Origin of the sequence: Ktedonobacter racemifer DSM 44963, assembly GCF_000178855.1 — a bacterium.
Lineage (GTDB): Bacteria > Chloroflexota > Ktedonobacteria > Ktedonobacterales > Ktedonobacteraceae > Ktedonobacter > Ktedonobacter racemifer.
In genome coordinates, this window is record NZ_ADVG01000004.1 from 288,553 (window position 1) to 307,716 (window position 19,164).

General features: G+C 53.2%; 20 protein-coding genes and 1 pseudogene. 11 read left to right on the forward strand and 10 right to left on the reverse strand.

The features are described from left to right. The first annotated feature begins 171 nt into the window (after positions 1-171). The 6 genes from KRAC_RS42815 to KRAC_RS67560 all read left to right on the forward strand — a co-directional run bounded on the left by KRAC_RS42815 (position 172) and on the right by KRAC_RS67560 (position 5,320). The gene (locus KRAC_RS42815) at positions 172-1,479 is read left to right on the forward strand and encodes an RNA-guided endonuclease InsQ/TnpB family protein (protein WP_007918135.1); all 1,308 of its coding nucleotides are present in this window, start codon (positions 172-174) and stop codon (positions 1,477-1,479) included. A gap of 437 nt (positions 1,480-1,916) precedes the next feature. Then, the gene (locus KRAC_RS42820) at positions 1,917-2,231 is read left to right on the forward strand and encodes a hypothetical protein (RefSeq protein WP_007918136.1); all 315 of its coding nucleotides are present in this window, start codon (positions 1,917-1,919) and stop codon (positions 2,229-2,231) included. Between the two features lie 44 nt (positions 2,232-2,275). Continuing rightward, on the forward strand, positions 2,276-3,457 hold the full coding sequence (locus KRAC_RS42825; RefSeq protein WP_007918138.1) for an acyl-CoA dehydrogenase family protein: 1,182 nt from the start codon (positions 2,276-2,278) through the stop codon (positions 3,455-3,457). 164 nt (positions 3,458-3,621) lie between these two features. Beyond that, entirely contained in the window at positions 3,622-4,191 is a 570-nt protein-coding gene (locus KRAC_RS42830; protein ID WP_007918140.1) for a flavin reductase family protein, read from the forward strand. A gap of 177 nt (positions 4,192-4,368) precedes the next feature. Then, the gene (locus tag KRAC_RS42835) at positions 4,369-4,680 is read left to right on the forward strand and encodes a hypothetical protein (protein WP_157507826.1); all 312 of its coding nucleotides are present in this window, start codon (positions 4,369-4,371) and stop codon (positions 4,678-4,680) included. Between the two features lie 460 nt (positions 4,681-5,140). Beyond that, the gene (locus KRAC_RS67560) at positions 5,141-5,320 is read left to right on the forward strand and encodes a helix-turn-helix domain-containing protein (protein ID WP_244422502.1); all 180 of its coding nucleotides are present in this window, start codon (positions 5,141-5,143) and stop codon (positions 5,318-5,320) included. 327 nt (positions 5,321-5,647) lie between these two features. Here KRAC_RS67560 and KRAC_RS42840 read toward each other — a convergent pair whose 3' ends face one another. From KRAC_RS42840 to KRAC_RS42855, 5 genes are all read right to left on the reverse strand, one after another. Continuing rightward, positions 5,648-5,926, reverse strand: a complete 279-nt coding sequence (locus KRAC_RS42840) for a hypothetical protein (protein WP_052569112.1) — start codon at positions 5,924-5,926, stop codon at positions 5,648-5,650. Between the two features lie 153 nt (positions 5,927-6,079). After that, positions 6,080-7,906 (reverse strand): reverse transcriptase/maturase family protein, encoded by a 1,827-nt coding sequence (locus KRAC_RS42845; RefSeq protein WP_007918149.1) that lies wholly within the window; start codon positions 7,904-7,906, stop codon positions 6,080-6,082. Positions 7,907-7,936: 30 nt separating this feature from the next. Further along, complete coding sequence (locus KRAC_RS74070; protein WP_007918151.1) at positions 7,937-8,101, reverse strand: hypothetical protein; 165 nt, start codon at positions 8,099-8,101, stop codon at positions 7,937-7,939. Between the two features lie 930 nt (positions 8,102-9,031). Beyond that, a complete protein-coding gene (locus KRAC_RS42850) occupies positions 9,032-9,787 on the reverse strand; it encodes an IS110 family RNA-guided transposase (protein WP_157507828.1) in 756 nt (251 codons plus the stop codon). Next, complete coding sequence (locus KRAC_RS42855; RefSeq protein WP_169461019.1) at positions 9,765-10,076, reverse strand: hypothetical protein; 312 nt, start codon at positions 10,074-10,076, stop codon at positions 9,765-9,767. Before KRAC_RS42855 ends, KRAC_RS42850 begins: the two co-directional genes overlap by 23 nt. A 145-nt stretch (positions 10,077-10,221) precedes the next feature. On the opposite strand from KRAC_RS42855, the gene KRAC_RS77110 reads away from it, so the two are divergent. Then, positions 10,222-11,415 (forward strand): ISAs1 family transposase, encoded by a 1,194-nt coding sequence (locus KRAC_RS77110; protein WP_007912830.1) that lies wholly within the window; start codon positions 10,222-10,224, stop codon positions 11,413-11,415. A gap of 174 nt (positions 11,416-11,589) precedes the next feature. Here KRAC_RS77110 and KRAC_RS42865 read toward each other — a convergent pair. The 3 genes and pseudogenes from KRAC_RS42865 to KRAC_RS72555 form a co-directional block, all read right to left on the reverse strand. After that, a pseudogene (locus KRAC_RS42865) lies at positions 11,590-12,711 on the reverse strand (recombinase family protein); the annotation flags it as partial. Next, positions 12,704-12,916, reverse strand: coding sequence for a hypothetical protein (locus KRAC_RS72550; RefSeq protein ID WP_007918154.1), 213 nt, complete (start codon positions 12,914-12,916; stop codon positions 12,704-12,706). The pseudogene KRAC_RS42865 and the gene KRAC_RS72550, both read right to left, overlap by 8 nt. A gap of 129 nt (positions 12,917-13,045) precedes the next feature. Next, positions 13,046-13,279, reverse strand: a complete 234-nt coding sequence (locus KRAC_RS72555; protein WP_007918155.1) for a hypothetical protein — start codon at positions 13,277-13,279, stop codon at positions 13,046-13,048. A gap of 269 nt (positions 13,280-13,548) precedes the next feature. Between KRAC_RS72555 and KRAC_RS42875 the strand changes: the two genes are divergently transcribed. Next, positions 13,549-13,971 (forward strand): winged helix-turn-helix transcriptional regulator, encoded by a 423-nt coding sequence (locus tag KRAC_RS42875; RefSeq protein WP_007918156.1) that lies wholly within the window; start codon positions 13,549-13,551, stop codon positions 13,969-13,971. Between the two features lie 480 nt (positions 13,972-14,451). Here KRAC_RS42875 and KRAC_RS42880 read toward each other — a convergent pair whose 3' ends face one another. Together KRAC_RS42880 and KRAC_RS42885 are read right to left on the reverse strand one after the other, a co-directional pair. Next, positions 14,452-15,342, reverse strand: coding sequence for an SDR family oxidoreductase (locus KRAC_RS42880; protein WP_007918159.1), 891 nt, complete (start codon positions 15,340-15,342; stop codon positions 14,452-14,454). Between the two features lie 151 nt (positions 15,343-15,493). Next, positions 15,494-16,357 (reverse strand): alpha/beta fold hydrolase, encoded by an 864-nt coding sequence (locus tag KRAC_RS42885; RefSeq protein ID WP_007918160.1) that lies wholly within the window; start codon positions 16,355-16,357, stop codon positions 15,494-15,496. Positions 16,358-16,699: 342 nt separating this feature from the next. Between KRAC_RS42885 and KRAC_RS42890 the strand changes: the two genes are divergently transcribed. The 3 genes from KRAC_RS42890 (at position 16,700) to KRAC_RS42900 (ending at position 18,991) form a co-directional block, all read left to right on the forward strand. After that, entirely contained in the window at positions 16,700-17,317 is a 618-nt protein-coding gene (locus KRAC_RS42890; protein WP_007918161.1) for a TetR/AcrR family transcriptional regulator, read from the forward strand. 428 nt (positions 17,318-17,745) lie between these two features. Then, on the forward strand, positions 17,746-18,165 hold the full coding sequence (locus tag KRAC_RS77115; protein ID WP_040447041.1) for an IS110 family transposase: 420 nt from the start codon (positions 17,746-17,748) through the stop codon (positions 18,163-18,165). Further along, positions 18,152-18,991, forward strand: coding sequence for an IS110 family transposase (locus tag KRAC_RS42900; RefSeq protein WP_040447043.1), 840 nt, complete (start codon positions 18,152-18,154; stop codon positions 18,989-18,991). Before KRAC_RS77115 ends, KRAC_RS42900 begins: the two co-directional genes overlap by 14 nt. Positions 18,992-19,164 lie beyond the last annotated feature (173 nt).

Sequence of the window (19,164 nt, forward strand, 5' to 3'; positions counted from 1 at the left end):
CGTGTCGAGTCACATTCACCCAAAACGCCGCAGGATGCCCCTGCCCTTTCAGGCATGGGGAGGAATGCGGCGTTCCTTTGGAGGTGGCTTGGGTGGAATACGCCGTAGACATTCTCTCATCTGCTCATGTATTGTTGACAGTCAGATGAAAACTATGGTATAATTTAGCGTATGCAAACGGTAGTAACAGCGAAACTCAAATTGAATACAACGCCCGAGCAATTCAAGGCATTACGTACAACGCAACTGGCGTATCGGGATTCTCTCAATTATGTGAGCCAGTACGCCTTTGCGCATGGCAAGATGAGCAATGCTGTTCGTTTGCAAGATGCCACCTACGAAGAGATCCGCCTCCGTTTTCATCTGCCTTCGCAAATGGCCTGTTCTGTTCCTCGCCAAGTTGGTGCCTCGTATAAAACCCTCTGGACAAAGGTCAAGAACAATGCTGTTCATCGTAAGGAAGGGAAGACCAAGAAACGCTACAAAGGGCTTGATAAGGCTCCCAAGTTCATCTCCCCCACGTTGACCTATCAGTACAAGAAAGACTACACCTTCAAGAAAGAGCAGCAGGTGAGCATCCTGACCCTTGAGGGACGTGTTATCGTGCCCTATACTGGCTACAATAAGCATGTGGCATTGATCCAGCGTGGAGCGGAGATTGGTGCATCGAAACTCTGGTATGACAAGCCCAAGAAACAATTTTACCTCCTTGTCTCTCTTGAAATTGAGACGGCTGATCCTACACCTGAAACGCACAAGCAAGTCGTTGGCGTGGATGTGGGGATGCGATACCTTGCCGTCACGGCGACGATGCAAGGGGATTGCACCTTCCATTCAGGCAAACAGATTGTCCCCAAGGCAAACCACTACGCACGACTGAGAAAACGTCTGCAAAAGAAAGGCACTCGTTCAGCGACAAGAAGGCTCGTTGCCATCAGTGGACGAGAGAGACGGTTGAAGCAGAATACCAATCATGTCGTGAGTAAGCGGATTGTCCTACAGCACCCTCAAAGCTTGATTGGACTGGAGCATCTGACAGACATTCGAGAGCGTACCAAACGACGCAAAGGCAAAAATGCAAAACAGCGAAAAGCCAATCGTACCTTCTCCAAATGGTCCTTCGCTGAGTTGCATAGCATGATTGCCTATAAAGCGCTCTTACATCGAAGTATGGCAATCAAGGTCGATGCCAACTATACCTCGCAGGCCTGCCCCAAATGTGGGCACACCTGCAAAGAGAATAGACCCAACAAAGGATTGCTCTTCGTCTGTCAGAATTGTCAGTACACGCTCCATGCCGATCTGGTTGGTGCAAGAAACATTGCGATGCGAACGCTTCTTATCCGGCAAGACTGGATAGGAACGGGCCTCTTGTCAGTACGCCCTGATGTGTCGGACGATGAAGCCAAAGCCGCACGCCTGAAAAGGTATGCTGAATTGCGGTGGAGTTCAGACACAACTCCAAGCCCTCGGCTTTAGCCGTAGGGTACTGACTTCTTTCTTAAGCGAACACCCACTGTGCCCCCGAATGAGGATTGCAACTCCCCTGGAGGCACTCAGGTCCATACTTATGAGACTGTAGTGAAGAGCAAAACTGTGCGCTCTCGCTACAAGTATTCTCTATACCATACGCTTGTCACTACTATCCATGGTTCCTCGCAGGTCAGAATAGTATCAGCCTCTCGCACCTATCTGCTGTATCTGTGTATGAGGCCAAAAAATCTCTCCAGGCAGACCGCACAGTTTTTCCCTTCGCCGCTGTCTCATAAGTGTATATCACAACGAGGGGCCATTCGACAGAGTTGATGGAAAACATGGCTTCCCCTGAGCGAACTTTGATATACCTATTGAGCATCAATGTCAGGAATAGAGCAGAGAGCACATGCTTTCTTGCTGCAAAGAGGGAATAACGCATTATGACCATCGCACACGCTATGTACACCGTGAAAGCGGAATACGCGACACAGAACAAAAAGCATGTCAGCCAGGTGATAGAGGAGCTACAAGCCTTGCATCGAGATGATATCCAGTACAGCGTCTTTGTGCAGGAGGACGGGAAAACCTTCACTCATTTGCTAATATGCGCGAATGAGGAGGCGGGGAGGGCTTTCACAGGGCTGAAGGCCTTCGCGGCCTTTCAAGCAGCGCTTACCGAAAGCCAGCCTGAAGTGTCTCCTTCGGTGAATAACGTGACCCTAGTTGGTTCGACTTCAGACTTACTCTCACGATAACCTGTTTAGAGGACAGTAATATGGCAAGATTTAAGGAGAATAGCATGCAAGCCACCCACATACCCACTAGATCAGAACTCGTACGCCGCGCCTCAGAGATAATACCCGTACTTCAGGAACATGCTCACTGGAACGAGGAGCATCGACGTATTCATGACGAGTCCATCGAGGCGCTGAGACAGGCTGGGCTCTTCAGGTTACGTATGCCTCAACGCTATGGCGGCTATGAAAGCGACACGCGCACTCTGGTCGAGGTGCTTGCGGAACTTGGGCAAGGAGATGGCTCGACCGCGTGGGTGGCCTGGGTGTTGGCTGGCAACACATGGTTGGTTGGTATGTTTCCTGATGCCGTTCAGAATGAGGTGTTCGCGACCCCCGATGTGCGCGTGAGCGGAACTCTGAGTCCAACTGGCAAGGCAGAGTACCAGGATGGTGGCTTCACCATAAGCGGCAAATGGCACTTCCATTCCGGCTCGTTGCACAGCCAATGGAGCTTGATGGCGGCAATGTCCACCACTCCAGAAGGGACCCCGACACCACTCGTCGCGCTCATCCCAACGAAGGAACTGGAGGTCGTTGACGATTGGAATACAGCGGGCCTCAAGGGCACAGGCAGCGTCAGCAGTGTCGCCAGGAAGGTCTTTGTGCCCGCGGAACGCATGCTCCCGGCTCTCTCTATACTTCAGGGGCAGTCCGCCTCCAAACAGAATGCAGGAGTGCCAATCTATCGGAGTCCCATGGTCCCGGCCATTGCTGCTGCCGCTAGCGGGGTTCCACTGGGCCTGGCGAAGGCCGCCATGGCAAACTTCTTCCAGCGGCTCCCAGAGCGGGGCATTGCCTATACCAACTATGCTAGGCAGGCTGAGGCCCCAATCACGCACTTGCAAGTAGCCGAGGCGACAATGAAGATCGACGAAGCTGATTTTCATTCATCTCGAGCGGCAACGCTAGTGGATACGAAGGCAGAGAGCGATGACACCTGGACACTTGAAGAACGTGCCCGTGTGCGTATGGACACCGCGATGGTCGCCCGGCTGGCAAAGGAGGCCATCGACATCCTCAACACAGCCAGTGGAGGATCTTCGATCTATAGTCACGTACCCATGCAGCGTATCGAACGAGATATTCAGGCAGCGAACCTGCAAGGCATGATGCATCCGAACACCAATCTCGAACTCTATGGGCGCATCCGCTGTGGCCTGGAACCCAACACAGTCAACATCTAGCCTGTTCATATGAGCCTTCCTTCCTCTGAGCGAGCGTGTTCTGAAAGGGGGGAATGGCTACGCGCACGCACCCACGGTTGGTATCCAGTGCCGACTGTGGGTGAGCTAGCATAGGGCGTGGACACTTTGCATCCATGCCTTTCACCAATCCAGGAGGAAGACAAATGGGACTCTCTACCGAGAGTGCGGCGCAACAACATAGCGGTCTGGTGGATCCAGAGCGCTTTCGGAGCGTCATGAGCCACTTTGCCAGTGGTGTCACGATTATTACCACGCGACACGAAGGGATAGACTATGGCCTCACGGCGAATGCCGTCTCTTCGCTATCACGCAATCCGCCTATGCTGCTCATCTGTGTCAATAAGGCGTCCAATACCCACAAGGCTATTGCCCAATCTCAAGTCTTCGCAGTAAACATCTTACAGGAGCATCAAAGCAAGGAAGCTCAGGAGTTCGCCCAGTCTCAGCCAAACAAGTTTAGCGGCATGAGGTTCTGGTATGGAGAACTTGGCGCGCCTCTCCTAAGTGATGCATTGGCTACCATAGAATGCCGTGTGACCGAAGAGATTACGGGTGGGACGCACTCGGTGTTTCTTGCCGAAGTCCAGAGTGCTCAGGCTATAGAAGGTATGCCGCTAACCTACTATCGGGGAAAGATGGGGCGCCTTACCGATCTTCGCCGCCAGAATGCAATGTCTCTCTGGAGAGAGATGCAGTGGGAAGATGCCTCTTAACGGAAGTGTCAACTGAATGAATAAGGGTGGGCATATGGTGGCGGGCGTGGGCGCGTTGGGTATGCTCCGGTGCGGGGTGAGTCAGCGCTCGCTGAAGCGTCGCGCCTACATATGGGGTGGAGCGCTTGAGCATGAGGATGGGAAGTGTGAGAGATCGCTGCATTGGGGTGGGCCTTGGTGTCTGATGAAGTGGGGGTAGAACTGTGGAAAATGGCCGAGCCATCGGTACTCTCGCCAGCCGCCTATTCCACAACTCTACCCCGAGTACCAAGCAATTCGCAATATTTTCGGAAGTACCTGGATGTCAGTCGAACGCATACAGCCCGCTACACATTCAATAAACTTGCGAAGCAAGCGGGGGCGATGCTTGAAGAGCGCCAGGGTATGCTGATGCATAGCAGTCCCGTCACGACTCAGATTTATGACAAACAACTGGAGCGCGGGACGAACAAGTACGCCGAGCAGATCAGCGATCTGCTTGGGCTGTAGAAAGGTATGATGGAGAACGAAAGAGTAAGCAGGGCAGAAACCAGCATTTTGATTTTCTATTTCAGATTGAGCGGCAGCAAGTACAGAGGTATGATCTTTCTTTAGCAGAGCATGAGCTCTCTGGGCTAATAGAGAAGGGGGTTGAAGAACTTGTAATGCATGAAGAAGAGGTGCTTCGCGATCCGCACTCAAGTAAGGTGTATTGGGCCTTGCCCGCACTTATCCGTTTGCGCGAGTTTCTTCTTGAGTTACAGCAGTTCCAAAAAAAAGCGTTTACATGGATTTGTTCAAATTGCGGGAGGACTTGAATAAGCTGCTGAAAGCGCCAATTTACCGTGATCAGTTGAGCTATCACTACTTTCAGAAGTACAGCGTGAAGTCCAGTATGCCGAATACTCAGGCGTACAGCGTGCCTGGTAAATTTTAACATTATCATGACGAAAATCCAACAATTATCCTGGTGAGTAAGCGGTTCAAGCTTTCGACCGATGGGAAGATTGCTCTGGCACTTCACCTTGTTGAAGATACAAATCACTCCATTGATGATATTTGTTCCACATTAGGGATCTCTCGCTCGACGTTGTATCGGTATATCAGAGAGACAAAAAAGACATCGAAACCCTCCGACCCTCCTGCTTAATTGAACAGAAATCTCCCGCAGAATTTTGGGATTTACACAAGGATGCGCAAATTGCCCGGCTCAAGGAACGTATCCAGAAGCTGGAGCTGCTGTATAGAAAGCTTGCCACTCGGTGGACATCTCAAAAATGGAGCGAAGCCATCTTACTGAGGATGGCTTCGCTTACGTTCCTAACTGATTTTTCAGTTCAAATCAAGCTCCTATATCATTCTTTGCACCCTATAAGGTGGCTTCTTTGCTTAGGTTCTTCTGAAAACCCAGCCAAAAAGGCACAACACTCCCCCTCATCCCCTCCGCCAGCTTTTCTTGTTCAGCTATCTGCAGTTCTTAATCCGCCGGGCGTGGTTGTAAGATGACCTGATAGCCCATGTGCTCTAGCCGTTGGATCAGACGACGCTCATGTTGTTGTTTGTCTCTCTGCCGGAAGAATTCCACTCCCTTTTCCTGGTAATGCTCTCCGGTGAGCATCATGTGATAGTAAATGACGAGAATACTATGCTCGACTGCTACTGCTGCCCGCTTCTTGCCGCGCCGTTTGCTGATCCGTCGATATTGTTCGCCCAAGTACGTCTGGGTGCGGCCTGCTGCATGCGCCGCCTGAATCAACGCGGCTCGCAGCCAGCGATTGCCTTTGCGTGTCCGACCACTGAGCCGCTTGCCTGCACTTTCGTGTTGACTTGGACAGTCGGGTAGCCAGCCGACGAGGTAGTTTGGTAACTCCTTTTTCGCCTGGCCCCCGCCGAACGGAGCGTGCGATTTTCACCGCACTCCGCTCTCCAGTGATGTCTTTCGCGTTTGTGGTTTTCCGTCCCCTCGATGGATGTTCTCATGGCAGTTGGCGCAAACGATGAGGGTTTTTCGCCTTCTTTGGGCCATTTTCTTCCCCCACCGAGGCTTCTCTTTCCTTCCTTTTTCTCTGAGGTCGGCCAGCTTGCGAATGTGATGGACTTCTATGTTCGTGTGCGAACCACAGAGTTCACATTTCTCCGCAAGAAGTCGTTTGATGAGTTCATTGCGGTCGCGGCCTCGCTGTTGAGAGTAGATTGGATCGAGATCGGTCAGGATTGCCTTTTCTTGCCGTCTCAGCGGTATGCCTCCGAACTGTGCTACCAAGGGCTTCTTTCCGTTTGCTCGTTCAACAACTATCTCTAAACAGGACAGTCTTTCGTAAGGAGTCTCTGTTGTCGCTCGGAATTTTTCGGCCATGGCTTTCAGGCTTGTCCGATGTTTCCGGGCGAGTGTCCTGAGGAGTGAGGCTTGCATGACCCAATGAAGTTGGTGAAACCAGCTTACATTGATTGCCAGCACATAGTATTGAATCAGACTCCGGTATTCGGCCTGATAACGATTGATGATGGTGTAATCATCATCTTGGATCAGTTCATTACGATGCGCAGGAACTCCCTTGCGCATGTATCTGGTGCATCGCTTTTGGATGACCTCGGCAGGAACTCGTAATCCCATCTTGCCATTGACGGTCCGATATCCCGATTGGGAGTTGTGCTTCTCGTTGGCACGTTGGGCGACGATTTCATAGCCGAGGAAGTGAGCCATATCTGAGCTTGCGTTGGTAATCAACGTTTTCTCCAGAGACAGGGAGAGCTTCAGATTCTCTCTCAACCAGTTGGCTATCTTTCCTTTGATTTCCTCAGCCTCTGCTTTTGGTCCGATGAAGCCAAACAACGTGTCATCTGCATATCGGACATATTTGAGGCGCCGGTAGTCAGGATCGTGTGGGTCTCTGGAAGGCAGGTGTTGAACTTGTGTCCAGAGCCGTTGCGCTTCTTTTCGTTTTCCCGCGCGTTTCCTGCGATTGGCCTGTGCTCTCAATGCTTCGTAGTGCAGATTGGGTCGTCTTTTGGCTCCCCGTGTATATTCTGGAATGAGCACTTGCTCGACAAAGGCATCAAACTTGTCCAGGTAGATATTGCTGAGTATTGGTGAGACCACCCCGCCCTGCGGGCTTCCGGAAAGGGTTCGGTGGTATTTCCAATCCTCCAAATATCCTGCCCGGAGGAGGTTTGATAGCAATCTCAAGAAACGGTTGTCTTTGAGCTTTTCTCCCAAAATGGTCAGTAACACAGTATGATCGATCGTGTCAAAGTATTGGGATATATCGCCCTCGATGAACCATTTCGTTCCACTCCAGTTGTCTGTGATGCTAGTTAAGGCAGTGTGACAGCCTCGACCAGGACGGAACCCATGAGAGAAGGAGCTGAATTGCGGCTCGTAATACGCCTCAAGGATGAGGCGGATCACCTCCTGTAAGAGCTTGTCACTCCAGGTGGGCAAGCCCAGGGCACGCAGTCTCCCATTCTTTTTGGCGACGTAGGTGCGCCGAACTGGTGTCCAGCGATACCGTTCATGTCGAAGGTCGTCGATGAGTTGCTCGATTTTGGCCAGCGACATCCTGTCTACCGTTTCAGGGGTCGATCCTGGGGTTAGAGCACCTTTATTCGCATAGAGGCGTCCATAGGCCATCAAGTACAGCTCTGGATTGTAGAACTGTCGATAAATGTCTTCCAGTGGCAATCCTCGTTTACCACGTTCTCGAATGATACTGAGTACAGTTTCGGCTGAGCGCATCTCGCGCACCTCCCTGTTTTCACTATCACATCACCTGTTCCCCTTTGCCTTGCAGCAGGTTTTCCCTGCCTCTGACATGAAGTAGACCGCCAGCGAGGTACTGATGCTGTCCTGACCTGCCTGATGTTTCAGGTGGTTTCCTGGACTCAGCCCTTTTCCAACGGTCTCTTCCCGAACCCAGCGGGCCACTTTCATGGCACTGTAGCTCTCCAGAACCCTTTGCCTCGTTGCGCAAAGATCGTGTGGCCCATCCAGGCCAACCTCTGCCGCTGAGACGAGTTCCTGGGACCCTTCGCCCTGTCTGTGTCTTTCTCACAGGCCCCGGCGGGGCGTGACTTCCGCGACTACTTCGGTCCCTCTGTACCCATACACCTCGCGGTGGTTAGGGCAACCCCAAGTTGCCTCCAAGAATCTCAGTTCGTGCTCCAGGTGTCCTTTACGTCTTTTCCCGTTCCTTACGGGTAGGCTCCGACGGAAGCTTTGTCGGGAAGTAGTACCGTTCCCGGCAACGTCGAACACAGGCGCTAGTACCGTTTCCTGTGGGCTGCCCCGGTTCCGCCTTGACTGGGCTTCAGACAATCAGTCTTCACCATACACGACTTACCTGACGAGCCTCTGGCCCCTGGTACTGGGACTTCACTCGCCTTTGATACAACATGCTACGGTCCCCTCGACTCTTTCGAGCGAAAGTAAGTTGCTGGTTTATCCACACTGCTTCAGTGGACCCACCCCGACGGGTGAGAGAGATTCTTGTGCCACATGGGCGCACTACTACGGGAACTCCGTTATCATAGGTGTCTCCACCCGTAGACAATCCTGCATTCCGTCGCTTGAATACGTACGAGCACAACGTAGGTGATCCACTCATTCCCTTCAAGAGACTCGCTGTCTCTCATCTCGCCCCACGAAAGGTGGAGTGTCGGAATCTGGGTTCACTCCATGAGGCGACATCGCTCTTAGGCGCTGTAGCGGTGGGTGTGGGCGTACACCAATTGGGAATTAGATTTTGAGCAGTCTAGCTCTCACCATATTGCACGGGTCTTGCGGGACGGTTCCTTAAGCGTCTTCAGGTGTTCTCCCGCTTTCAGTGGCATGCTACAGTCCCCGTTGTCTTTCAACGCTGGGTCAGCCATTGACCCAAGAACCTCCTTTCGAGTTCTTCCTGGCTGCGCCAGGGATATTCAAGCGCGTGATACAGCGCACCATCCCTGCCCATGAAGCCAGATGAGCATCGTCGGGAAAGCGACTCATATCTGTTCCCACCTCAGCAAACAGGACCTGCAAAACCAGCCGACTGACTCCGGCGATCCCCTCAAGACGCTCAAGTGTCTTCTCAAAAGGCTGCAACCGCTCTTCAATCTTGTGCTCCAAATGGGTGATTGAGCGATCCAACCCTTCAATCAAGGTCAGCAGCTCTTGGAGTAAGAACTGATGATGTTCTCCGATCTCACTCTCCAGCGCATCCGCCAATTGATCGTGGGAACATCGTACGCTGGGATGAGCAAGGCGAGCTAACCGATGACCATCAGTCTCTCCTGCCGCCAAGGCATGCAAGATCGCTTTGCCGGAAACCCCCACGATATCGCTCAAGATGCCGCTCAACTTGATATTGGCCTCTTGGAGGGTCTTGTGGAGTCGATTGACTAACCGAGCCCGTTCCTGGACAAGCGTCGTGCGCAATCGCGTCAAGCCGCGCAGGTCTTGCTGCTCACGATGCGGCACAAAACTGTTCTTGAGCAGGCCGTGTTGCAACAAGTCAGCAATCCATTCCGCATCCTGTTTATCAGTTTTGCGTCCTGGAACCGCCTTCATATGCTGGGCATTCGCCACCGTCAACTCGAAGAAGCCAAAGAGCCGATCATACACCGGACGCCAGTACACGCCTCCCCCAATGTTGCCAATTGGGGGAGGCCCCGTCAGCAGAGGAAGCAGGAGATATCGGGCTCACACGGAAAACAACGCGGATCTGCTGCTCATCAACCTCAATCCGTTTGACCAGAGCACGAATAATCTCCCGGCGCATCTGAAAATCAGCGTCTTGTAGCCCGTCTTTGACTTTGGCGGCAAAGGTTTCCAGACGTCCCAAAATCAAACGCACCTCCTCTTCCACCTCGGCTTCTTCTTTGAGACGTTGCAGCTGCTCATCAAAGTGCTGGAGCCGTTCACGCATGCGCATCACTCTCGGCTCAAATTCCTGTTTGTCAATCAACCCATCAGCATAGCCAGGGCTTGTGAATTATTGCTGAGAGCAGGAGACTCCAAGATCTGCTACGATAGACATTCCAAACCGATCTATCGAGAAGAAGGAGCCTCCGATGTCTTATTCTACTGCATTGTCACTGACCTTGCCTTCACTGACGAGTGATGCTCGCCACCAGTTATTGGAAAAGCAACCATTGCTGAGTTTGTACGAAGTGTTTGCCACCATCCCAGATCCCCGTTCCAAGCATGGATTGCGCTATGAATTGGCGTACGTGCTGACCTGCCTGGTAGCGGGCTTCCTCTGCAATTGTGACTCGACCCTGGCAGTTGCAGAGTGGTGTCGTGATCAACGTCTTCTGCTCATCCGACTCTTCGGACCACGTCGCTTCCTGTGCCCCAGTGATTCACTCTACCGCAAACTCCTCCCGCGCCTGGATGCCGAACAGATCGAGTGCGCCCTGGCGGACTGGATACGTCGGACTCTGCAAGCCACCCTCGATGATCCCATTGCCTTAGATGGCAAGACGGTTCGTGGGGGAAGATCGGACAAACATTCTGCTCCCCATCTGCTCTCCTTTCGCACACATCACAGCCAGGAAACACTGCTGCAAGTTGCCGTTTCCGAGAAGACGAATGAAATCCCAGTCGCACAGGCCCTCTTGCCCTGCTTGCCTGTCGATGGACGCGTCTTCACCGCAGACGCTTTGCACACGCAGAAGGATTTCATGAGGTGCGTGGATGCCTTGGGTGGCAAAACCGTTCTCACCGTCAAAAACAATCAGCCGACCCTCTACGCAGATCTCACCGCCTATTTCGCCGATCCACATGCTTCTTTTGCGCAAGACTCCACGCTTGATCAGCATCGAGGACGGATTGAAAAGCGTTCTATCCGTGTGAGCACCGAAATGAATTCCTACCTGGCTGACTGGCCACTCATCGAGCAAGTGGCCGAACTGACACGAACCGTCACGGTTCGCAAAACGGGAAAAACCAGCCACGAAGTGGTCTATCTCATCACGCCTTTGACTGCTCTTGAGGCCAGCCCCCAGCGCTTACTTGCATTAGTACGGGGACACTGGAGTATCGAGAACTCCTCCCATTATGTCCGCGATATGACCTTTGGTGAGGATCGTTCTCGCTTGCGCTCTGGGCAGGCACCTCAGATCCTGGCAACGTTCCGCAATTTGGCGATCACCCTTATTCATCGTCAAGGGTCTTCTCAGATTGCTGCGACCAGACGCCACTTTGCTTCTCATCCTCATCTTGCTTTTCGCTTCTTGCTTCCCAGGAGCGTCGCTCAGCAATAATTCACAAGCCCTGTCAGCATAGCTATCAATGAGGCGTGCCATTCCTCGGCGGAGCTTGCCCATCTGAGCTTCCAGACTTTCCTGCTCACTAGGCGTCTGTTGCGGTTGCAGCCGTTGCCGATATTCCTGCTCTAGCCGGTCTGGGTCCTCCAGCAGTTGGCAGACCTCTTGCCAGACCGCAGCATCGGCTTGGTCCATGCGTACCTCCTTGTTCCAACACACGCGCTCGAAGCCCTGTCGCGGGACGTTCATTGCTCCCCCACAGCGATAATACGCGTTACGCTCATCGTTGGTTCGTCCACAATACGCATACCCACACTTCGCACAGATGAGCAAGCCCTGCAACAAGTAGCGAGAGCCTTTCGCAGGAATGCGTGCTCGCTGCCGATTCTCTTCCAATTGTTCTTGCACGGCATCAAACAAGGCAGAAGCGACCAGCGCAGGCACAGGGATAGGAATCCACTCGTCCTTGGGTGCATCGTTTCCTGCGTATCCACGCCGGGATTGCTCCGGCCTGCCTCGTGGAGCCCGCAAACGCGGCCCAACAGGGCGCCAGCGGGTTTTGCCAAAGGCCGCTTCCCCTTTGTAGGCGGGATTTTTCAACATATCCCAAATGGTCTTGTGATCCCAGTGTTCTTTGCCGGTCTGCGTACGGATACCAGCTTGGTGAAGACGACGACACACTTCATTGATTGTGCAACGTTCCTGCCCCACCCACGTATACACCTGTTGCACGATACGAGCTTCCTCAAACACAATTTCAAAGCGAGCTTCTCCGCCTCCTTCCTGTTTATGCACATATCGGTACCCATAGGGCGCATGACAGAGGATACTAACCCGTCCCTCTTGAGCAGCATGGCGCTTGCCCCGTCGGCTGCGTTCGAGAAATTTTGCCCGCTCATACTCGGCAATCACGCCTTGTACTTGCAACAACAACTGATCTTCCGGCGTCTGCCCAAGCGGTCGATTCAGGAAGATGACTTCGACACCCCGTTGGCTGAGCTCTTCGACCAGTAAGACCTGGTAGGCATAGTTGCGAGCGAAACGGTCAGGGCAATGGATATACAATCGGTCCATTCCTCCCGCCGCTGCCACATCGCGTAAACGCTCCAGCGCTGGTCGGAGCAGCGTCGAGCCACTGTAGCCAGCATCGACAAACTCGAGAATCGTGGAGAGATCAAAGCCATCGGCAATGATCCTCGCATGGATGTCCGCCAGTTGGCTCTCAATGGTTTTAGCTTCTGCTTGTTGCTCGGAAGACACACGGGCGTAAAGGGCGACTTGCATCTCATTCATGGCTCACTCCTTTCTCGGTAATGGGGAGACTTCGGCTCCCGTTCCATGGAATGGGAACTGGTTGCTGCACGATGGTGAGGCATCTTCGAGACAAAGGAACCAGAGACGCATAGGCAGCCTGGAGGAACTCGTGTTGAAGTCGATGGGGCTCAAACATCGCCGTTACCTCCAGCGCTTTGTTGGGGCAATACAACACCTTGGACATGGGACGCTCCCCGACCCTGTGGATAGGAGCCTTCGTGAGACGATGCTGGGCTGTGAGGTGGAGCTTGAGGCTGGTCTCCAGTGTGAGCGCGAAGGTGGACTCGCAGGATCTCTCTTGTATACTCCCAGTCTAGCACTCCCTTGGTAACATTGGGGGAGGCGTGTAGACACCCGTTGACTCCATGGCCACGTGGGTACAGCCTCTTTCCAGGAGCCAATTTCGCAGGGCGATCAGATCCCTTGTCACTGCCCGAAAGCGTTGCAATTCTTTCTTCCGTTGTCCCCGCTCTACCCGGCTGAAACAAGCCACAACGAAGTCATCATGGACGTCAATCCCACAGCAGCGTGGATAAAGCACTTCCATGGCGTTTCCTCCTTTGCTTTCTTTCTCACATTTCAACGCTTCTCGAAGGTTCCTTGCGAGGTGCCATTTCTGCGTATTTTCTTCTGCGTGCTTCGGATAGCGAGCGACAAAGGGTGGTTCACCCAGGCACCTTGGGACATCTTAACAACAACAAGCTCGATGGCCTTAACCTAAGCCCGTCCTTTCGCCAGGACCTTCACCCCCTCACTCTACCCCGTTTTCATTCTGGGTGGTGCGCCTTTGGCGCATGACTTCTTACCCACAACAAGATGCAGCCACACTCAAATATCTTTTTAGCCACCTGTACCTCGCGACAGGTGCTCCACCTCATTGCGGATCAGTGGACAGCCTTGGTCATGTATGCCCTAGAGGATAAGGATAGCACAAAGCGCTTTAGCCAGTTACTCACTCAAATCGACGGTATCTCGAAAAAGATGCTCTCGCAGACGCTTCGTGACATGGAGCGCAATGGGCTGGTACAACGCGTTGTCTACCCCGCTGTCCCTCCTCACGTGGAGTATTCTCTGACCCCTTTGGGTCAGACATTGATTGAACCAATCACCGCTTTACGCAAATGGGCGGAAGAGCATTTAGACGAGGTGAAAGAGGCTCGCATTAAGCACAATCAAACTGAACATATCTCTATTCAAGAGCAGGTAGCTTCGTTGGTGCAGCAGAGAGAGCAACACTAATGGTAGTTTTCCGTCCCAGAGAAATCATGGCTCCATCGGCACTCATGACGCATCGTTCGGGGGCAGTCTGATCGGGGGCTGGAGAAAAGGGGGTGTCTCACTGTCAGCCTGGCCTCCATTGTTGTGCAACGTCCGCTCTCGTAAGCCTCGTGCTTGCAACGAAACAGCGCAGATGGGTCACAATGGAGAATGTAGCCAGGTCTCATTGTGCTTTATACCTGTTATGATGGTTTGCTTGAAGGACGGGCATCGGAAAGGAGAGCGTGGCACTCCATCCCTGGATGGAGTGCCACGCTCGGAAACAGCTCAGAACTTGGGGATTCCCTCTTTTGCCGTCTTCGATGCGAAACCAGCAAGAGATACCATAAGGAGAACGTTGTGAAAACAGCTCTTCCCATGCTGTCTGTCTCGCTCTTCTTCCCGGGAAGCCTCTTCACTGTGTTTGGCAAGAACACGCGTCGCGTCTTCGCATGAGAGGGGTTATGATGGCATCGACTCGCCACAGAACACAGCGGCGTTCCAACGTGCAAACTCGGCAAACGTCGTGGGGTGAACTCCAAATATCTCGTGCGTCCCCAGGTCCACCCTCGATTCGGAATTCCCCCCACGCCGATCGCTCCATAGTTCGACGAAAGCGTCGGCACGCTCCGGGGGAGCCCCCGCTGCCAACAACGCTCGTCGATATTCCTCCAGAGTGATGTTGACATATTCAATGGTCCTACCGGTCGCCTGTGAGATCTGCTCGGCGATTTCCGCCATCGTCAGCGCTTCGGGACCCGTCATGTCGTAGCTCTTGCCCTCATGCCCTTCGCTGTGGAGCAGTGCAAAGGCAACTTTCGCGACATCCTCAATAGCGACGGGTGAGAGCCTGGCGTTCTCCATAGGGAGGGAGAGCGTATTGGTAGTGAGATTCATCGCTGGCGCTCCTGGGAAGTAAAATTGCATGAATTGGCTGGGACGCAGGTGCGTCCATGCGAGTCCTGACCCTTCAAGGTACCGCTCGATTTCTTCGTGCAGCCGCACAGTACGGAAAAGCTTCGTGTTGTAACCAATGCCCGAACCCTTCCCGGAGAACTTGATAATGTGGCGAACACCTGCCTTCTTGGCCGCATCGATGAACGTGCTTTGTGTTTCTAGCATCCGCTCAGCTGCGGAAGAGATCATCAGAACACGGTCCACATTGTCTAGCGCGGCTCCGAGAGTCTCAGGCCGAAGCATATTCCCCTCCACAATCTCCACGGTGGGAAATGTCTCGATTGCACGCGCCTTCGCGCGGCTCCTGACGAGCGCCCGAACCTGCGCATTCTGCCGGGCGAACTCGCGAATGATGAGAGATCCGCTCACCCCAGTTGCCCCCGTTACTAGAATCATGGAAATTTCCTTTCACTCTACTCATACAGGAATGATTTGAGGAACACATATTGCTCTGAACTCGAAAAAGTTCATATGACACTACCTTCTGCTCACTTCCTCCGAAAATAGGCCTCTAAGGCTGAGATAAAGTCTCAGGTGCAGGTCATTTTCATCCGCTTCCATGTCGCGCTGCGACATGACGCTTTGAGGAGACATCGTTCATAAGCTGGACGAGTTCCAGGTTGAACCTTTCCGCACATTCATAAAAGGGCGCGTGGGCGCAGGGATAGGAGGAAATCTGAGCCTGTGGGATGATCTCTCGAAACTGCTCTGCCGCACGCGGAGTAAAGATGGGGTCCTGTTGGCCGTGAACAACAAGTATGGGTAGTGATACGCGCTCAAAGTCCTCGGTATGATCGATCCTACGACCAAACATCGCTTGCCAGGTAGCAGGGGCCATCAGGAAGGATGCACCATGAAAATCGGCCCGATCTCGATCCTCGACTGGAGCAGCAGTCAATGATTTGAAAACGTCCTCAACGCCCTCGCGATAGGCGGTGACATCGGGTGAGAACAATTTCCCGATCAGCTGCCCGAATGCTTCGTGGAGCTGATCCTTGCTCTGGTCCGTATTCAATTGAGCACCACTATCGACCATGACCACACCAGAAAGATTCGCTTGCCCATAATGCTGGAGGTAGCCTCCAAGGGCATACCCTCCATATGACCAGGCGCACACAGTCGGCTTGCTCAACTCGAAGGCGGAGATGATAGCCGCTATATCATCCGCCCAACGCTGGCTTTCCTGATAGGCTGCCGGGTCTGACGGTTTATCCGAGGCACCGTTTCCTCGCAAATCAAAGCGGACACAATAGAAGGTGTCGGACAGGGAGTCGAATTGCTTGCGCCACCAGGTGCCGGTGACACTAGCGCCGGGAATAAAGAGAATGGCCGGGTGATCTCTGTTCCCGACGGCTTCGGCATACAGGTGACATCCGTCAGCGCTTCTGACCATTCGCGAGTCTATTTGCATTTTTGTTCCCTTTTCTTTCTATGCGTTCCTTACTTCTTATGGAATATCTGGTGAAGTTCTACCAGAGCCGCTTTGTCTACCTTCGGACCAGGCAGCGTCATTCTCATGGATGACATCCCCGAAACTCGTTCACCACGCGACCAGCCTCCGAGCGCTTTTCGACTAGAAGCCATGTCGCCTCCCTTCTCTGGTAGACAAAGCCATTGTGTTGCGCTATACTTTCTAGGCGAATAAAAACTTGCCTATAAAGAGAAATATACAAGTAAAAACTCGTGTTGTCAAGAGGTGAGCCAGAGACAAGCGCCATCGAGCGCTTTCTGGAATGCAGTTTTGGAGGACCACATGGATCAGCAGAAGGAGACACAGCCTGTTCAGCGGCGACGGCGAGGAGTACAGCGCATCGTTTCCATTCTCGATACCGCTGAAACCATCTTTACTGAAATGGGGTACGACGAGGCAACGACCAATCATATTGCGGCCAAAGCCGGGATCTCACCCGGCTCTCTCTATCAATTCTTTTCTAATAAAGAGGAGATTGTCCAGGCGTTGGCTGCTCGGTACACGGAGGAACTCCAGGGAGTCTATGACTCCATCTTTTCCATTGAAGCCACATCTCTTCCCCTTCCTCAGTGGCTCGATCAGATTTTTGACAGGCTGGTTGCGTTTCATCTCGCTCATCCAGCTTTCTTGTTACTTTTCTCGCGAGGTGCGTCTCTTTCTCAATTTGCCTCTTCTGCCCATGCCTTGCAGAAAGAGGTGCAAACGCGCTTTGAGGCAGGCTTTCAGAGACGTGCTCCCAACCTCTCTTCGACGCAGCGAATTCTATGTGCCACGATGAGTGTCCAGCTCTTCAAAGCGATCCTCCCACTGCTCCTATCGGCAGAGGAGGCTGAGCGAAGGCTGCTCATGCGTGAACTGAAAACGGTGTTGCATCGCTATCTTGAGCCTCTTCTCGGTTGAGCAACTCCACTAGGTTGCACGAGACCATTCTCATCGGCTCGCATGAAAAGGAGCACAAGGCTGAACACCCAGCCTCTCTCATCGTCCCATCCTCTGTTATCAATCCAGCAGCGTTATCTACAACTCATATACTAATTGGTAGATAGCAGATCCCATCTCAGAAAGATGGGATCTGCTAGACTGGTGGAAGCAACGGGAGAGCCGTCGTTACAACGTGCGGCCTCTTTAGCGAAGAGAGAGTGACCGCCTCCTACAGACAGCTCTCCGTCCCATCAGGATCGCAAGCGACGATGAGGCTTGTTGCAGCTTGTGGCGTGAGCTGACCAGACTGCCAATCCATGATGAGTGCTCGCTCGTCCTGATGAGATGGTACTCCCGTTGAGGTTTATTGGACTCACACGTGTGTGTGAGGAGGGAGGGCAGAAACGATGTCTGAAACATCCTCTCCAATGCCTGCACCTGCGGCACTGGCCTATGTGGTAGGCATCGATATTGGTATGCAGTCGTGTCTGATGTGTTGCCTGACGATGGAGAAACGCCAGGTGATCAAACCCAGTCAATTTGGCAACGATGCAGCGGGCTTTGCGTGGCTCTTTGCGCATCTGGAGGCACTCAAGATCGCTCCCCATCAGATCCTGGTTGGACTGGAAGCCACCTCACGCTATGGGGAGAACCTGTATCATGCACTCAGATTGCGAGGATACCGTATCTGTCTGTTGCATCCAGGACAGATCCACGCATTCGCACAACAACGAGGATTGCGTGCGAAAACAGACCGGTTGGATGCCACCACCATTGCACGAGCCCTCCTCAGTGGGGAAACGCGCTTTGGCTATGTACCCGCGTGAAGAGGTAGCAACCTATCGAGAAGTGGTGCGATTACACCAGCAACTGACTGAGGAGATTGTTCGCTACAAAAATGAGATCCACGCGCTCCTGGTGGTGCTTTTCCCAGAATTCTACCAGGTGTTCGCCGATCCCACCAGAGCAAGCGCTTTGACGGTGCTGAAGGCGTATCCTTCGGCCCAAGCGATGCGCGAGGCCGATCCAAAGGCACTGAGCCAGATGTTGCGCGAAGAGTGTCCTGGTCACTATGGGCGGCAGACGGCTGAAACATTGGTGCGGCTGGCGCAGTGTTCAGTGAGCAGTGGTCAAGCGACTCAGGCCCGTTCGAGCAGCATGCGGATTCTCTGTGATCAACTGGAACATACCCAGAGCAACCTCAAGCTCTTGCAGCAGGAGATGGAACGTTTACTCGACAACGATCCGAAAGTCAAAGGCGTGCTCTCTATCACCGAGATGGGGCCGATGACGGTTGCCGTGTTGCGAGCGGAGTTGGGCGATCTGGATCGTTTTGTGCGCATGGAGCAAGTGGTGGCCTACGTAGGACTGGATTTGCAAGTGAAACAAAGCGGCAAATGGAAGGGACAGACGAAGCTGTCCAAGCGTGGCAGTGGCCGGCTTCGCCGTATCTTGTATTTGGCGGCCTTGCGCAGTATTCGCTTGTCTACCTCTCCCTTTGGGCTCTACTACCATCGCCTGGTGGAACGTGGTATGAAAAAAGGGATGGCGGTGATTGCGGTCATGCGCAAACTCCTGATCGTCGCTGCCCATCTGATCCAAACGCAGGAGGACTATAATGCTGGCAAAGTCGGGGTACAGGCGGTAAGCTAGCCGCGCGGCTAGCTTACCGCCTGTACCCCGACCCCACCCCACCCGATGAGTGGCGGGGACGCGAGCCTCTGGATCGAGTTCAGAGGCCAGGCAGAGCATGGGGTTTTCGCTAAGGTAGATCGTCCTTTCCTGGTCTGTTTCGCGCCAGACTTTTTTCGCGAGAAGGCTTGACA

Bases quoted from the DNA above. Each gene is read 5' to 3' on its own strand.
- KRAC_RS42815 (WP_007918135.1), top strand. From the start codon at position 172: ATGCAAACGGTAGTAACAGCGAAACTCAAATTGAATACAACGCCCGAG.
- KRAC_RS42820 (WP_007918136.1), top strand. From the start codon at position 1,917: ATGACCATCGCACACGCTATGTACACCGTGAAAGCGGAATACGCGACA.
- KRAC_RS42825 (WP_007918138.1), top strand. From the start codon at position 2,276: ATGCAAGCCACCCACATACCCACTAGATCAGAACTCGTACGCCGCGCC.
- KRAC_RS42830 (WP_007918140.1), top strand. From the start codon at position 3,622: ATGGGACTCTCTACCGAGAGTGCGGCGCAACAACATAGCGGTCTGGTG.
- KRAC_RS42845 (WP_007918149.1), bottom strand. From the start codon at position 7,906: ATGCGCTCAGCCGAAACTGTACTCAGTATCATTCGAGAACGTGGTAAA.
- KRAC_RS74070 (WP_007918151.1), bottom strand. From the start codon at position 8,101: ATGAAAGTGGCCCGCTGGGTTCGGGAAGAGACCGTTGGAAAAGGGCTG.
- KRAC_RS42855 (WP_169461019.1), bottom strand. From the start codon at position 10,076: ATGCGTGAACGGCTCCAGCACTTTGATGAGCAGCTGCAACGTCTCAAA.
- KRAC_RS77110 (WP_007912830.1), top strand. From the start codon at position 10,222: ATGTCTTATTCTACTGCATTGTCACTGACCTTGCCTTCACTGACGAGT.
- KRAC_RS72550 (WP_007918154.1), bottom strand. From the start codon at position 12,916: ATGTCCAAGGTGTTGTATTGCCCCAACAAAGCGCTGGAGGTAACGGCG.
- KRAC_RS72555 (WP_007918155.1), bottom strand. From the start codon at position 13,279: ATGGAAGTGCTTTATCCACGCTGCTGTGGGATTGACGTCCATGATGAC.
- KRAC_RS42875 (WP_007918156.1), top strand. From the start codon at position 13,549: ATGCAGCCACACTCAAATATCTTTTTAGCCACCTGTACCTCGCGACAG.
- KRAC_RS42880 (WP_007918159.1), bottom strand. From the start codon at position 15,342: ATGATTCTAGTAACGGGGGCAACTGGGGTGAGCGGATCTCTCATCATT.
- KRAC_RS42885 (WP_007918160.1), bottom strand. From the start codon at position 16,357: ATGCAAATAGACTCGCGAATGGTCAGAAGCGCTGACGGATGTCACCTG.
- KRAC_RS42890 (WP_007918161.1), top strand. From the start codon at position 16,700: ATGGATCAGCAGAAGGAGACACAGCCTGTTCAGCGGCGACGGCGAGGA.
- KRAC_RS77115 (WP_040447041.1), top strand. From the start codon at position 17,746: ATGTCTGAAACATCCTCTCCAATGCCTGCACCTGCGGCACTGGCCTAT.
- KRAC_RS42900 (WP_040447043.1), top strand. From the start codon at position 18,152: ATGTACCCGCGTGAAGAGGTAGCAACCTATCGAGAAGTGGTGCGATTA.